This is a genomic window from Embleya sp. NPDC056575 (assembly GCF_042793325.1).
GTDB lineage: Bacteria > Actinomycetota > Actinomycetes > Streptomycetales > Streptomycetaceae > Embleya.
Map to the genome: position 1 here is coordinate 137,076 of NZ_JBHTVA010000015.1, position 12,796 is coordinate 149,871.

At 71.9% G+C, this 12,796-nt stretch carries 10 protein-coding genes and 2 pseudogenes; 5 read left to right on the forward strand and 7 right to left on the reverse strand.

The window, feature by feature from the left end:
• The first annotated feature begins 13 nt into the window (after positions 1-13).
• Entirely contained in the window at positions 14-1,336 is a 1,323-nt protein-coding gene (locus tag ACFRCG_RS14650) for a trans-sulfuration enzyme family protein (protein WP_380031491.1), read from the forward strand.
• Between the two features lie 24 nt (positions 1,337-1,360).
• Here the strand turns inward: ACFRCG_RS14650 and ACFRCG_RS14655 are convergent, their stop codons facing one another.
• The gene (locus ACFRCG_RS14655; RefSeq protein WP_380031493.1) at positions 1,361-2,515 is read right to left on the reverse strand and encodes an FAD-dependent oxidoreductase; all 1,155 of its coding nucleotides are present in this window, start codon (positions 2,513-2,515) and stop codon (positions 1,361-1,363) included.
• Positions 2,516-2,655: 140 nt separating this feature from the next.
• Between ACFRCG_RS14655 and ACFRCG_RS14660 the strand changes: the two genes are divergently transcribed.
• Together ACFRCG_RS14660 and ACFRCG_RS14665 are read left to right on the forward strand one after the other, a co-directional pair.
• Positions 2,656-3,285 carry a TetR family transcriptional regulator gene (locus ACFRCG_RS14660; RefSeq protein WP_380031496.1) on the forward strand — a complete coding sequence of 210 codons (630 nt, stop codon included), beginning with the start codon at positions 2,656-2,658 and terminating at the stop codon, positions 3,283-3,285.
• A 279-nt stretch (positions 3,286-3,564) separates the two neighbouring features.
• The gene (locus ACFRCG_RS14665; protein ID WP_380031498.1) at positions 3,565-4,548 is read left to right on the forward strand and encodes a transporter substrate-binding domain-containing protein; all 984 of its coding nucleotides are present in this window, start codon (positions 3,565-3,567) and stop codon (positions 4,546-4,548) included.
• Positions 4,549-4,658: 110 nt separating this feature from the next.
• Here ACFRCG_RS14665 and ACFRCG_RS14670 read toward each other — a convergent pair whose 3' ends face one another.
• The 3 genes from ACFRCG_RS14670 to ACFRCG_RS14680 form a co-directional block, all read right to left on the reverse strand.
• Positions 4,659-5,354: a response regulator gene (locus tag ACFRCG_RS14670; protein WP_380031501.1), complete on the reverse strand. Its 696-nt coding sequence runs from the start codon at positions 5,352-5,354 to the stop codon at positions 4,659-4,661.
• 97 nt (positions 5,355-5,451) lie between these two features.
• Entirely contained in the window at positions 5,452-6,627 is a 1,176-nt protein-coding gene (locus ACFRCG_RS14675; RefSeq protein WP_380031503.1) for a sensor histidine kinase, read from the reverse strand.
• Positions 6,624-8,780 carry an MMPL family transporter gene (locus ACFRCG_RS14680; RefSeq protein WP_380031504.1) on the reverse strand — a complete coding sequence of 719 codons (2,157 nt, stop codon included), beginning with the start codon at positions 8,778-8,780 and terminating at the stop codon, positions 6,624-6,626. Before ACFRCG_RS14680 ends, ACFRCG_RS14675 begins: the two co-directional genes overlap by 4 nt.
• Before the next feature lie 576 nt (positions 8,781-9,356).
• On the opposite strand from ACFRCG_RS14680, the gene ACFRCG_RS14685 reads away from it, so the two are divergent.
• Positions 9,357-9,701: a hypothetical protein gene (locus tag ACFRCG_RS14685; RefSeq protein ID WP_380031506.1), complete on the forward strand. Its 345-nt coding sequence runs from the start codon at positions 9,357-9,359 to the stop codon at positions 9,699-9,701.
• A 30-nt stretch (positions 9,702-9,731) separates the two neighbouring features.
• Here ACFRCG_RS14685 and ACFRCG_RS14690 read toward each other — a convergent pair.
• Both ACFRCG_RS14690 and ACFRCG_RS14695 read right to left on the reverse strand, forming a co-directional pair.
• A pseudogene (locus ACFRCG_RS14690) lies at positions 9,732-10,050 on the reverse strand (IS5/IS1182 family transposase); the annotation flags it as partial.
• A 61-nt stretch (positions 10,051-10,111) separates the two neighbouring features.
• Positions 10,112-10,621, reverse strand: coding sequence for a MarR family winged helix-turn-helix transcriptional regulator (locus ACFRCG_RS14695; protein ID WP_380031508.1), 510 nt, complete (start codon positions 10,619-10,621; stop codon positions 10,112-10,114).
• Between the two features lie 114 nt (positions 10,622-10,735).
• Here ACFRCG_RS14695 and ACFRCG_RS14700 point away from each other — a divergent pair, with 114 nt between their 5' ends.
• Positions 10,736-11,146, forward strand: coding sequence for a cupin domain-containing protein (locus tag ACFRCG_RS14700; protein ID WP_380031510.1), 411 nt, complete (start codon positions 10,736-10,738; stop codon positions 11,144-11,146).
• Positions 11,147-11,308: 162 nt separating this feature from the next.
• Here ACFRCG_RS14700 and ACFRCG_RS14705 read toward each other — a convergent pair.
• Positions 11,309-12,712, reverse strand: a pseudogene (locus ACFRCG_RS14705) (IS1380 family transposase).
• Between the last annotated feature and the right edge of the window lie 84 nt (positions 12,713-12,796).

Here is a 12,796-nt window from a genome sequence, read left to right on the forward strand (position 1 = left end):
CAGGATGACGTCCATGGACCTTCGACCGGACTCCCCCGCCACCGCCGGCCGCACCGACACCGCGCCCGCCGGCCTCGCCCCTTCCGGCACCACCGCTGCCGGCGCCGGCTCCACCGGCCCCGTCGCGCGGCACACGTTCGAGACCCGTGCGGTGCACGCCGGCCGCGACGACCTGGCCGCCCTGGGCGTACACGCGGTGCCGATCGACCTGTCGACCACCTATCCCCTGCCGGACCTGCCGGCCGCGGCGCTCGCCCTGGACGCCTACGCGGAGGGCGAGTTGCCCGACGGCTCGGCGATCTACGGTCGGCTGACCAATCCGACCGTGCGCCGCTTCGAGCAGGCGCTCGCCGAACTGGAGGGCTGCGCCGACGCGGTGGCGTTCGCGACCGGCATGGCGGCGGTCACCGCGTGCCTGCTCGCCGCCGCCGCGCGGGGGCGACGGCACGTGGTCGCGGTCCGGCCGCTGTACGGCACCACCGACCACCTGCTTTCCGGCGGCCTGCTCGGCACCGAGGTCACCTGGGTCGAACCGGACGGCGTGGCGGCGGCGTTGCGGCCCGACACGGGTCTGGTCATGGTCGAGACACCGGCCAATCCGACGCTGGCCGAACTCGACCTGGCCGAACTCGCGGCGCAGGCGGGCGAGATACCGCTGCTCGTCGACAACACGTTCGCCACGCCGGTCCTGCAGCAGCCGGCGTCCTCGGGTGCCCGTCTGGTCCTGCACAGTGCGACCAAGTTCCTCGGCGGACACGGCGACGTGCTCGGCGGTGTGGTGGCCTGTGATCCGGAGTGGGCCAAGGCGCTGCGGCAAATCCGGTTCGCGACCGGGGCGTTGCTGCATCCCCTGGCGGGCTATCTGCTGCTGCGCGGCCTCGCGACCCTGCCGATCCGCGTCGCCAGGTCCTCCGCGACGGCCGCCGCGCTGGCCGCCCGACTGGCCGCACACCCGGCGGTGGCGCGGGTGCACTATCCGAGCATCGGCGGCGCCCTGGTGGCCTTCGAACCGACCGGCGACCCGATGCGGCTGGTCGGCGCGCTCCGCCTGATCACCCCCGCCGTGAGTCTCGGCGGCGTCGACACGCTGATCCAGCACCCGGCTTCGCTGACCCACCGGGTCATCGACGACGCGGCGCGCGCCGAAGGCGACATCGGCCCGCGTCTGCTCCGCCTGTCGATCGGCCTGGAACACGAGGCGGACCTGTGGGCGGACCTGTCGGGGGCGCTGGACCGGACCGGCGGGGAGCACGTCGGGGCATCGCCGATTCCGGACGCGCGGGTCGGGATGGGCGACGCGGCACCGGGCGCGGCGCTGTGGCCGGCGGGGGTCTGAGGGGCGGGGCCGGTCCCGGCGGGGTCAGCGGTAGGTCAAGCCCGAGAGTTGCAGTGCGAGTCGGCGGCGCACGGCGGGGATTCGGGTGAGCGTGCGCAGCACCATGTTGCGCAGGGGCCGCAGCGCGGGGGTGAGGGTGGCCACCCGGGTCATCCGGTCGGCGAGCTTGACGATGCGTTCGGCGATCGGGCGGCGGGTGGCGCCGTAGGTGTCCAGGGCCGTGGTGGGGCCGCCGTCGAGTACCGAGCCCAGCGCCTCGGCCAGGGTCACCGCGTCGAGGATGCCGGCGTTCATGCCCTGGCCGCCGGCCGGGCTGTGTACGTGGGCGGCATCACCGGCGAGCAGGATCCGGCCCGCGCGGTAGGTGTCGGCGATCCGGTGGTGAACCCGGAAGCGCGAGCCCCAGACGACCTCCTCGACCACCACGCGACCGGTCTTCGAACCGCGAACGTCGAGGAGTTCCTGGACGTAGGCCGCCGACGGCTCGTGCGGCGCGTCGGCGACAGGTGCGACGATCCGGTGCCGGCCGCCCGGGAGCGGGGCGAGCACGACGAGGCCGGCGGGCGCGAAGTACAGGACCACCTCGTCGCCCGCGACCGCGCCGCTCAGCCGTACGTCGGCGAGGACGAACGACTCGGCGTAGGTGCCGCCCTGGAAGCCGATCCCGGCCTGGTCGCGCACCGTGCTGTGCATGCCGTCGGCGCCGACCACCCAGCCGGCGCGGAGACGTTCGCCGCTCTCGAAGGTCGCGGTCACGCCGTCGGCGTCCTGGTCGAGGGAGGTCACCCGATACGGCCGCAAGACGGTGCCGCCGAGTGCGGTGAGGCGGTCGAGGAGCGCGGCCTCGGTGGTGGCCTGGGAAACCATCAGCGAGTACGGGTATCGCGTGGGCAGGTCGGTGAACTCGATCCGGACCACCACGCGATCCCGATCGCGGACGGTGAACGTCGGTGCGGGGATGCCCTGCGCGACGAGCGGGGCGGCCACTCCGAGCGGGGCCAGCACCTCGAGGGTGCGGGCGTGTACGACGGCGGCCCGCGAGGTCTGCTCGGCGGCCGTGTGGGCGTCGACGACGGTGACGTCCCGGCCCCGGGCGGCGAGGGCCAGGGCGAGGGTCAGTCCGGCGGGGCCGGCGCCGACGACGAGGACATCGGTGGTGGCGGGGAGTCGGGTGCTCATCGGGGGCTCCTGGGGTTGGGGTCGAAGGCCGAGACCGAAAGCCGGACACGAAGGCCAACGTTTGTTGGCCAACGTCTGTTGGCATAACCATGGCCCACCTGCGGCGCCAAGTCAACAGACGTTGGCCTACAATCGTTGGCATGAGTACTCCGCGAAGGTCGTCCATCGAGACCAAGGCCGTGATCCTGGCCGCCGCCCGGGAACGATTCGGCGCCGACGGCTACGAACGGGCGACGATTCGGGCGATTGCCTCGGACGCGGCGATCGATCCGTCGATGGTGATGCGCTACTTCGGCACGAAGGAGAAGTTGTTCGCCGCTGCGGCGGACGTCGATCTGCGATTGCCCGCGCTCGACGCGGTCCCGCGCTCACAGCTCGGAGCGGTGCTATCGGCACACTTCCTCGACCGGTGGGAGGGGGACGAGGCGATGCTGATCCTGCTGCGGACCGGGCTGACGAACGACGACGCCGCCGAGCGTATGCGCGCGGTCTTCGCGGACCAGCTCGCCCCGCTCGTACTCCGCACCTGCCCGAACCCCGCCGAGGCGCCCCGGCGCGCCGGCCTGATCGCCACCCAGGTACTCGGCCTCGCCCTGTGCCGATACGTTCTGCGACTGCCACCGATCGTGGCCATGACGCATCCCGAGGTGGTCGCCTGGCTCGGTCCCCAGATCCAACGCTGCTTGACGGGGAGCCTGGGGGCCGACGGCCCCGACGCCGATCGGGCGCCCGCGTACGGTCTCGACAATCCGGGGGATTACCCCCGGTAGCCCGCGAGTTCGCCCGGGTAGCGTCTCGATCAAGGCCGTATCGGCCGCGTCGAGCGGTGTCGCGCACACCGCCCCGGGAGGTGACGCGTCATGTACAGGCACGCGGTGCGACCGCACGGCACGACCCGCCGCCCGCTTCGGGCCTTACCGTGCACGGGACTTCGGTGTCCCGACGGGAGCGCTCCGCGCGCGGCTCGACACCCGCGACGTCGGAGCGACCGGGGGGTCCGGCTTCGGCGAGGCCGGAGAACCGGACTTCGGCGGACGTCCGCGCTGTCGATGGCGGTCGCACTGATCGTGCTCGCGGCACTGGCGTCCTGTACGTCCGCCCGCTCCACGACGTCAGGCGCACCCGCCGACGCCGGCGCGACCGCACCCGGGTTCGCCCCTGGAGCCGGCACCGAACCACCCGCCGCCTGCGGGAACCCCACCGCGAGCCTGCGGCCCGCCTCCGGCCCGCCCCGCGCGGCCGACTACCGCACCGACGGTTCGCTCACCCGCATCCTGGAGCGGGGCTACCTGATCGTCGGTATCGACCAGAGCGCCTACCCGTTCGGCTACGCCGACGTGACCGACCACAACCGGCTCAAGGGCTTCGACGTCGACCTGGTGCGGGAGATCACCGCGGACCTGTTCGGCGGCAACGACCCGGATCGACTGCGCTTTCGGGTGGTGCCGAACAACATCCGCGAACAGTCGGTCGCGGACGGCACGGTGGACATCGTGGCGAAGTCCGTCACCGTCAACTGCCGACGCCGGGCCGTGGTCGACTTCAGCTCGATCTACTACGAGTCGGGCCAGCGGGTACTGATCGTCGACGACACCCCGGCCGCGGGCGCCGACCACACGAAAGGCCTCGCCGGTCTGCCGAGCGGGACCCGGGTGTGTACGGTCGGCGGCACCACCGCCGCCGACGCGGTACACGCCACGCGGGGCCTGGTCGACGTCACCGGCGACAACTGGACGGACTGCCTCGTCCGCATCCAGCAGGGCCAAGCCGACGCGGCGGTCGGCGACGACACCGTCATGGCCGGCCTCCAGGCGCAGGACCGCTTCATCCGCATGGTCGGGCCCAAGTTGACCAGGGAGCCCTATGGGCTCGAAATCGCCAAGGGCAAAACGGACTTGGTCCGCTTCGTCAACGCGTCCCTCGAACGCATCCGGCGCGACGGCACCTGGCGTCGGTTGTTCGACACCTACCTGGGGCGCTACATCCCGGAGTCGGGGGATGCGACGGCGCCGGAGGCGGAGTACCGGGACTGAGCGGCGCGCGAAGCCGGGGGGCGGCGCGGGCCGTCCGGGCGGGTCGGGGTCCGGGGGTCGTGGTTTCGGTGGGGCCTCGGTGGCGGTCCCGGTACGCCGTGGCCCGAACGCTACGTCGGCGACAGGTCGTCCCCCGGCACGATCAGCCCCGACTCGTAGGCGATGACCACCAGTTGTGGCCGGTCCCGGGCGCCGAGCCGGGCCATGATGCGGCTCACGTGCGTCTTGGCCGTCAGCGGGCTGAGCCCGAGCAGCGTGCCGATCTCCGCGTTCGTCAGCCCTCGTCCGACCAGCGTCAACACCTCGCGTTCGCGCGCCGACAGGTCGGCCACCCGCGTCGAGCCCGGCGCACCCGTGCTCGCCGTCGCCGGCATCCGCAACACGCGCGAGATCAACCGTGCGGTCGGGCCCGGCGACAGCAGCGCCTCGCCGGCCCCGATCGTGCGGATGGCGGCCAGGAGTTCGGCCGGGCGCGTGTCCTTGACCAGGAACCCGCCGGCACCCGCCCGCAACGCGGCCAGCACGTTCTCGTCGTCCTCGTAGGTCGTCAACACCAGCACCCGGACCCGGGACAACTCCGGATCCGCCGCGATCAGCCGCGTCGCCTCGATGCCGTCGAGGATCGGCATCCGGATGTCCATCACCACGACGTCCGGCTCGCACTCCCGGGCGAGTTCGAGCGCGGCCCGCCCGTCGGCGGCCTCACCGACCACCTCCATGTCGGCCGCCGAGGCCACCAACATCGCGAACGCCGACCGCACCAGATGCTGATCGTCGGCCAGCAACACCCGCAAGGTATCGCCCATCACACACTCCCCCGTTCATCCGAAACCCGCCGGCCGGGGCGGTCGGCACAGCCGGCACAACCGGCGCGGCCGGGCAGTCGGCACGACGGCGTCGCCTTCACCCCGCGTCCTCCGACCGTGCCATCGGCAACACCGCCGAGACCGCGAACCCGCCTTCGGGAGCCGGGCCCGCGACCAATGTGCCGCCCACGCTGCGGGCCCGTTCGGTCATTCCGAGGATGCCGAAGCCGGTGCCCTCCCCGACCCCCTTCGCGTGCCCGTCGTCGACCACGCTCACCCGCAACTCGGCGTCATCGGCGATCAGTTCCACCCGGACCGTGTGCGCCTGCGAGTGCTTGACCACGTTCGTCAGCGCCTCCTGCACGATCCGGTACACGGCGACGCCCACCTCGGGCGCGGGCGTCGGGCCGTCGTGTCCGGTCAGGGTGACGTCGATGCCGGCGGAGCGGGCCGCGCCCGCCAGCGGGACCAGGCCGTCGAGACCGGACAGGCCCGGCACCGCCTCGTACGACGCGACCTCCTCGGCGTCCCGCAACACCGCGAGCGTGGCCCGCAGCTCGTGGCGGGCGTCCCGGCAGGTCTGCGCGATCGTGTCCAACGCGCCCACCATGACCGTGCGGTCGGCCGGCGGCTCCTGCGCGGCCAGGTGCGCGGCCACCCCCGCCTGGACGCCGATCAGCGTGATGCTGTGCGCCAGCAGATCGTGCAAGTCCCTCGCGATCCGCAGGCGTTCCTCGGCGACCCGGCGCCGGGCCACCTCGTCCCGGGTGCGCTCGGCCCGCTCGGCCCGATCGATGATCGCGCTCACGTAGTCGTGATGGCTGCGCCACGCCTGACCCGCGATCACCGCCGCGACCACCCAGCCCGCCATCCCGCAACGATCGCGCCAGCTCGGCCCGTCGCTACCACCCAGGGTCATCGCCACGATCGCCACGGTCAGCGCCGCCACCCCGACCACGACGGCCGCCCCGCGCCGCACGTACGCCGCGTATGTCCCCAACGCCACCAACGCCGGCACCGCGGCGCTCTCGTGCAGATATTCGCGGTGGTGGTAGGGCACGGTGAGCGCGAACGTCAGCACCAGCACCGTCCCCGGCCGGACCCGACGCCAGGCGAGCGGAAGCGTGGCACCGACCAACAGCGCCACGCCGACCGGGTCCAGCGCCCGCTGCGCCGACCACACCCGCGCCGCGCCGAGCGCCCCCGCCGCCAACAGGACGGCGAGCAGGGCGTCCGCGGCGGACGCCCCACCCCACCTCGTTCGTGTCGTCACACCGCCATCTTCCGGGACGACGCGGGCGGTTGCGCCTGCCGGGTCCCGGTCGTGTCCCGCGTGGACCGTCGGGACAGCGGGCCGGGCCACCAGATCCACCGATCCAGCGCCACGCTCGCCGCGGTGACCAGGAACGTCCGGACCAGGAAGGTATCGATCAACACCCCGACCGCGACCACGAATCCGAGTTCCACGAGGGAGACCAGCGGCAGCAGCGCGAGGACCGAGAAGGTCGCCGCGAGCACGAACCCGGCCGAGGCGATCACCCCGCCCGTGGTCTCCAGCGCGGCCGGCGCGGCGATCCGGACCGAATCCCCGCGCAGCGCCATCTCCCGCACACGGTGCATCAGGAAGATGCCGTAGTCCACTCCGAGCGCGACCAGGAACACGAAGGTCAGCAGCGGCGTTTGCGCGTCCACGCCCGCGTACCCGAAGCCGTGCTCGAAGACCAGCCCGCCCAGTCCGAGCGACGCCGCCCAGACCAACCCGACGGCGGCGACCAGGATCAGCGGCGCCACCAGGCTGCGCAACAGCACGATCAACACCAGCAGTACCGCGAGGAGTACGAGCGGCACGACGACGCGGCGGTCCCTGGCCGTGGTGTGCGCGGTGTCCATCTGCTGCGCGGTGGGGCCGCCGACTCGGACATCGGGTATCGCCCGCAGGCGCTCGATCGTGGCATGCTCCCCGGCCGACTCGGGTCGATCCTTCGCGAAGGCCAGGATCTCCGTCCACCCACCGGCCGTTCGTCCCTGACGCACATGCTCGACCCCCTCGGTCGAGCCCACCGCCGCCGGCACGGCCTCGGCCCGCTCGCTCCGCACCAGCACCGCGATCGGCGCACCGGACTGCTCCGGGAAGGCCGCGCTCAACATCTCCTGGGCCACGATCGACTCGGGCTTCTTCGTGAAGCCGTCACTCTGCCGCAGCGCGCCCGGCAGCCCGAACGCGGTCAACGCCGCGGCTCCGAGCAGCACCACTCCCGCGACGAGCACGGCGATCGGCCGCCGGGACACCGACGTTCCGATCCGCGCGTAGGCCCCGCGCCCCGGCTTCGGCGTACTCCCGAACACCGGCACGAACGGCCAGAACACCCGCCGCCCGAGCAACACGAGGATCGCCGGCAGCAGGGTCGTCATCACCGCGAGCGCGCACACCACGCCCACCGCCCCGACCGGCCCCATGCCCCGACTGCTGTTCAGATCGGCGGCGGTGAGGCAGAGCAGCCCGACCACGACCGTCCCCGACGAGGCCAGCACGGCGGGCCCGCAACCGCGCAGCGCGGCGAGCATGGCCGCCAACGGCCGCTCGTGTACCCGCAGTTCCTCGCGGTAGCGGGCCACCAGGAGCAGCGCGTAGTCGGTGCCCGCCCCGAACACGAGCACCGTCAACACGCCGGAACTCTGCCCGGTGACGGTGATCCCGAACGCCCGCACCAACCCGTACACCGTCGCCGTCGCGACGGCCACCGCGACTCCGGCGCAGACGAGCGGGACGATCCAGAGGTAGGGGCTGCGGTAGGTCAGCATGAGCAAGACGGCCACCACGAGCACGCTCGCGAGCATCAGCGTCCCGTCGATGGACGAGAACACCTCCTGCATGTCCGCCGTGATGCCGCCGGGCCCACCGACGCGCACGTCGAGCCCGTCGGGATGCCGCTCCACGAGAGTTCGGATGTCCGGCACGATGTCGTCCGGTTCGGCGCCCCGGCGGTCGACGGACAACGCGTAGCGCAGCGTGGTGTGATCGACCGACTCCTGCACGGCCGGCGCCGCACCACCCACGAGCGGATGCCGAGCCACCACGTCGGCGACCCCCGCGGCGGCCGTCTGCCGGTCGACGGGCGTCAATCCGCCGTCGCGGCGATACACGATCTGTACGTCCATGGCGTCGCCGCCCGGCAACCCGCCCTGGATCCGGGCCACTTGGGTGGACTCGGCGTTGGCGGGCAGGTAGTCCACGGCCTCGTTGCGCTGCACGTCACCGAGCTTGGCGGCGAACATCCCCGCCACCAGCACCACCAGCACCCATCCGCCCACCACAACCCACGGCAACCCCCACAACCGCCCCCGCCGCGGCGGCCGTGGCCGTGACCGTACGGGCACGCCCGGGTCGACCCCCGAGCCGCTCTCTTCCCGCGCCAAAATCTCCATGCCCCAAGGCTTCCGCCCAACCCCACCCCACTCGTCCGGCCAAGGACCGATCTCCGCATTACTCCACCCGACGTCAAGGGACCCCCACTAATCCCAGAGGAGTAACCCCCCGCCCCAAGCCGGAGCCCCCACCTCCCGGGCACCGGAACCGCAAACCCAAGCCCGCCCCGGAAATCAACGCGGCACGAGGTACAGGGGCGAAGTCCCCGGGAACGGACACAGCGCGAGGCGCGAGGCGCGGGGCGCGGGGCGCGGGGCGCGAGACGCAAAGGCGCGGGGCGCGAGCGCAAAGGGCCGGGCGGCACAGACGCGGAGCCCAACGCGGCATCAAGGCGCGGCGCGGACGTGTGCCCAAGTGGAGCCGCGAGCGGGAACCCGGGCGCGGGAGCGCGGATGCCAGATGCACGGGCTCCCCGGGGCAGCGCGCTTTCGTCTGCGAGCCGCCCCGCCCCGGCGCGGGGGCAACCCTACCCCGCAGCAACCGCGTTCCCGATCGGCGCCGCCCGATGGCCCGCCCCGCCGTACGCCGCCTCGTAGGGCCTGTCCGGCGGATCACGACGTCGTAGGCTGCGGCGCATGCACAGCACGCTGACCGAGCACGCCCGGTGTCTTTACGGAGATGAGTACGATCCGACACCGGCGTGCGGTCGGGAGCACCGTGAGCACTACTTCGTCGAAGAGCTGACGTTCGCTGACGCGGACGCGATCTTGTCGATGCTGCGGAAGCTCTGTCCACACCTGGTCGACGGCCGGCTTCCGGTGTGGATCCGCAACCTCGCCTATCGCCTCGTACTGCTACAGCGGCCGGACGAGCCGGCTCTTCTCCGGGAGGCCGCGCGGAACCTTTGGCTGCACGGTCCGGACTGGGACGATGTGGCGGCCGAACTCGAGCGGCGGGCCGAAGAGTTGGAAGCCCGCTGACGGGACCGGCGCGTCGGGGCCCGAGCCCGGGCGGATCGAGGCCGCGGTGACGGTGCCCGTGAACACGTAGGCACGCCGGTCATGTCGAGTGGCCACGCTCCTGGACGCTCGAGCCGGTAATCGTAGGCTCGACTTCTTTGCGTCGCTTGTACCTCTCCTTGTCGAACCGGGCCGGCCTGCCGCCTCGGCTGCCTCGGCTGCCTCCGTTTCGGCGGGTGACGCGCGGTACTTCGGTTCGGGGGTGGTGTGCTTGATCCAGCGGTCCGCGCAGGTGGCGCCGCTCCCGGCGGGAGCTGCCGGCCTCGTCGCCACCGAGGTGATCGGGGCGGATTCGCCGATGGGCACCGGCAGGCACTTGACCCGGATCCGTTCGAGCAACTCGGCCGCTCGCCCGCCGTCGGGTCGGCCGCTCAGCCGCCGCCGAACCAGGCCGGCATGTCGAGGTGGATCGCGTCCCCGGGCGTCATCAGCCGAAGATCCGCCTCCAGCGCACGCAACCGATCCGCGCCGAGCCGGTCCGCCCACTTGGCCCTGACGTCCTCGAAGATCGCGGCCGACTTCACCAACGAGTCGACCCCATGCGCGGTGAGTCCAACCAGCTTGCGCCGCGCGTCGTTCGGATCCGTGTGCCGCTCGACGTAGCCCAGCTGCTCCAGCCCATCGATCGTCTTGCCCGCCGCCTGCTTCGAAACCCCCAACAGCCGCCCGAGATCCGCCGCCGTGGTCCCGTGTGGACCGATCGCCTGAAACACGAAGCCATGCATGGGCCGCATGTCCGGATGCCCCTGACGAGCCAATTCCGCATGCACCTCGTCGATCAACACCCGAAAGGCCATCAACAGCCGCAACGGCAGCTCGAAGCCGGGCGGCTCCGCGGCCGCACCGTCCGCATCGGCTCCGCCCACTCCCGAAGCAGCCATGAACACGTCTCCTGACGACTCTCTTGACACAGATAGACAACCTGGTTCACTATCTGAGCCACCAGCAAAGACAACAACGTTGTCGAATTGCGCACGAGTCTAGGAGATCACCACATGCCTGTCATCCGCGGCACCGAAGCCCGCGTCACCAAGACCCCCAACGCCGTCATGACCACCTACGCCTCCCCCACCCAGGGCGGCACCGACACAGCCCTGTGGCGTGTCGACATGCCCCCGGCAATCTCCGGTCCACTCCACGTCATCGACACCGAACAGATCTGGACCATCATCGCCGGCGCCCTCACCGTCACCATCGACAGCGAACAATTCGCCGCAACCACGGGCGACACCCTGATCCTCCCGGCCAACACCCCCCGCCAACTCCACTCCCACCCGGAATCCGGCTTCTCCGCAATAGCCACATCTCCCGCCCATTCCCACGCATACGTTCCCACGACCGACCCCGACTCCGACTCCCAATCCCAATCCCAATCCCCCCAAATCACCCCGCCCTGGATCGCCTAACCTCGATCTTTCGTGACGGTCTGCCGGTTTGCCTGGCGGGCCGCTTCGGCTTGGCGGGGCGGTGGCGGCCATGTTGTGGGCTCGACCGTCGCGTCGGGTGGGCGCCGGGTTCCGCGGTTCCGGGGTGTTTGGTCGCTCGTCGCGGTGAGTCGTTGCCGCAGGTCAGGCGGGGTTCGGTAGTGCTGGTAGCCGGGCGAAGGCTGTGGTGATCGCATCCGTCCGGGACCAGTGGCGGGCCAGTCGGTGTATTCGGCGGCACCCGGTGGTGGCCAGGCGGGCGGCGGCGGAGAACAGCCGCAGACGCATGCGCTTGGGTTCCCAGCGGCGGGCGGTGCCGGTCAGGGCGAGCATCGGCCTCCAAGCGAGGAGGCCCAAGGCGAGTTGCACGATCTCCAGCCGAATCCGGTTCTGGGCGCTGTGGTGCAGGGGCAGGTTGCGCAGGCCGGTCCGGTGTCGCGGGCGGCGCGGATGCGGTCCTCGGCACGGGCTCGTTGGCGGTGCCGCAGTTCCAGGGCCGCGATCGCCGTACCGTTCGTGTTGGTGGCGAAACGGGTCAGACGCAGCCCGTCGACGTCGTTGAACCTCAACTGCATACCGGGGTGCGGGCGTTCCTTACGGACGATCAGTCGCATCCCGATCGACCGGCCCTTCAGGACGTCGCCTGCGAGTTCGGCGCCCCGGGCGCCGTCGCGGACCTGGCCGTCAGGTTCGAGCGCAATCGTCCAGGACTGGGCCGGGATATGCGGCACCGCGTGGTGGACCACTTCGGTGATCGTCGTCCCAACCGAGTAGGACGGCCACCGGCCGCGCGCGGTCGGCCGGTTCAGGAACGCGTGGGTGCCGCCGGCGGAGTCGATGCGGATCAGGGTCCGCCGTCCGCACCGGTAGTGCTCAGGCAACTGTCCCAGCGCCAGGCGGGTGGTGGTGATGTGGTCGGCGGCGGTGTTGCCGCCCGCGTTGCCCGGTCGCAGCAGCCCGGCCACAGATTCCCCGGACCCGGCCGCTCCGTGGTCGACGAACGCCATCAGGGGGTGGTGTCCGAAGGTCCGCTTCCAGGTCGCGGCCGCGCCCTGCTTCCCGGAGTGCACCGACACCGGCACCGGCACCCCGTCAATGTCCACGATCACCTGCCCGTCCGCGTCGAGGGCATCGACCCCGGCAAGCTTCCAGACCTGCGTCCGAACCTCGGCCCCGGCTCGGCGGATCGCGGTCGGCGCGCGGGGCCCGGCCACGGACAGGGTCTCCACCAAGCGCAAGACGGTGGGGCCGGATGCCGCCGGCCCGAACAGTTGCGGTTCGGCCCACAGCACGGCCGGCCACGTCCGCCAGGAAGCCCCCGCCCAGCGCCACCACCAGGGCGAGGGCGAGGTCCGGTAGCACCGTGCCCGGATCGTGCACCGCACGCTGTTTGCGCCACGGCGTCAACGCCGCCGATATCGCCGCTTCCGGACCGGACTTGCGAACGATCTCCAGCAGGAGCACACCGCCGGCCCGCGAGACGATTGCGCCCCCGTCGCCCCGGACGCGGACGCGGACGGGCGGATACGACCCGATGGCCTGCTTCACCGGGGAGTGCTTCTTTCCTTGCAGCTGACAGAACCCTCGACAAGTCCCATCGTTGCAGGTCAGAGCACTCTCCATGTGTCTGAT

What these genes read in the sequence shown, in the direction of transcription:
- ACFRCG_RS14700 (WP_380031510.1), top strand. Translation starts at nt 10,736, where the DNA reads ATGCCTGTCATCCGCGGCACCGAAGCCCGCGTCACCAAGACCCCCAAC.
- ACFRCG_RS14685 (WP_380031506.1), top strand. Translation starts at nt 9,357, where the DNA reads ATGCACAGCACGCTGACCGAGCACGCCCGGTGTCTTTACGGAGATGAG.
- ACFRCG_RS14650 (WP_380031491.1), top strand. Translation starts at nt 14, where the DNA reads ATGGACCTTCGACCGGACTCCCCCGCCACCGCCGGCCGCACCGACACC.
- ACFRCG_RS14670 (WP_380031501.1), bottom strand. Translation starts at nt 5,354, where the DNA reads ATGGGCGATACCTTGCGGGTGTTGCTGGCCGACGATCAGCATCTGGTG.
- ACFRCG_RS14680 (WP_380031504.1), bottom strand. Translation starts at nt 8,780, where the DNA reads ATGGAGATTTTGGCGCGGGAAGAGAGCGGCTCGGGGGTCGACCCGGGC.
- ACFRCG_RS14695 (WP_380031508.1), bottom strand. Translation starts at nt 10,621, where the DNA reads ATGGCTGCTTCGGGAGTGGGCGGAGCCGATGCGGACGGTGCGGCCGCG.
- ACFRCG_RS14655 (WP_380031493.1), bottom strand. Translation starts at nt 2,515, where the DNA reads ATGAGCACCCGACTCCCCGCCACCACCGATGTCCTCGTCGTCGGCGCC.
- ACFRCG_RS14660 (WP_380031496.1), top strand. Translation starts at nt 2,656, where the DNA reads ATGAGTACTCCGCGAAGGTCGTCCATCGAGACCAAGGCCGTGATCCTG.
- ACFRCG_RS14665 (WP_380031498.1), top strand. Translation starts at nt 3,565, where the DNA reads ATGGCGGTCGCACTGATCGTGCTCGCGGCACTGGCGTCCTGTACGTCC.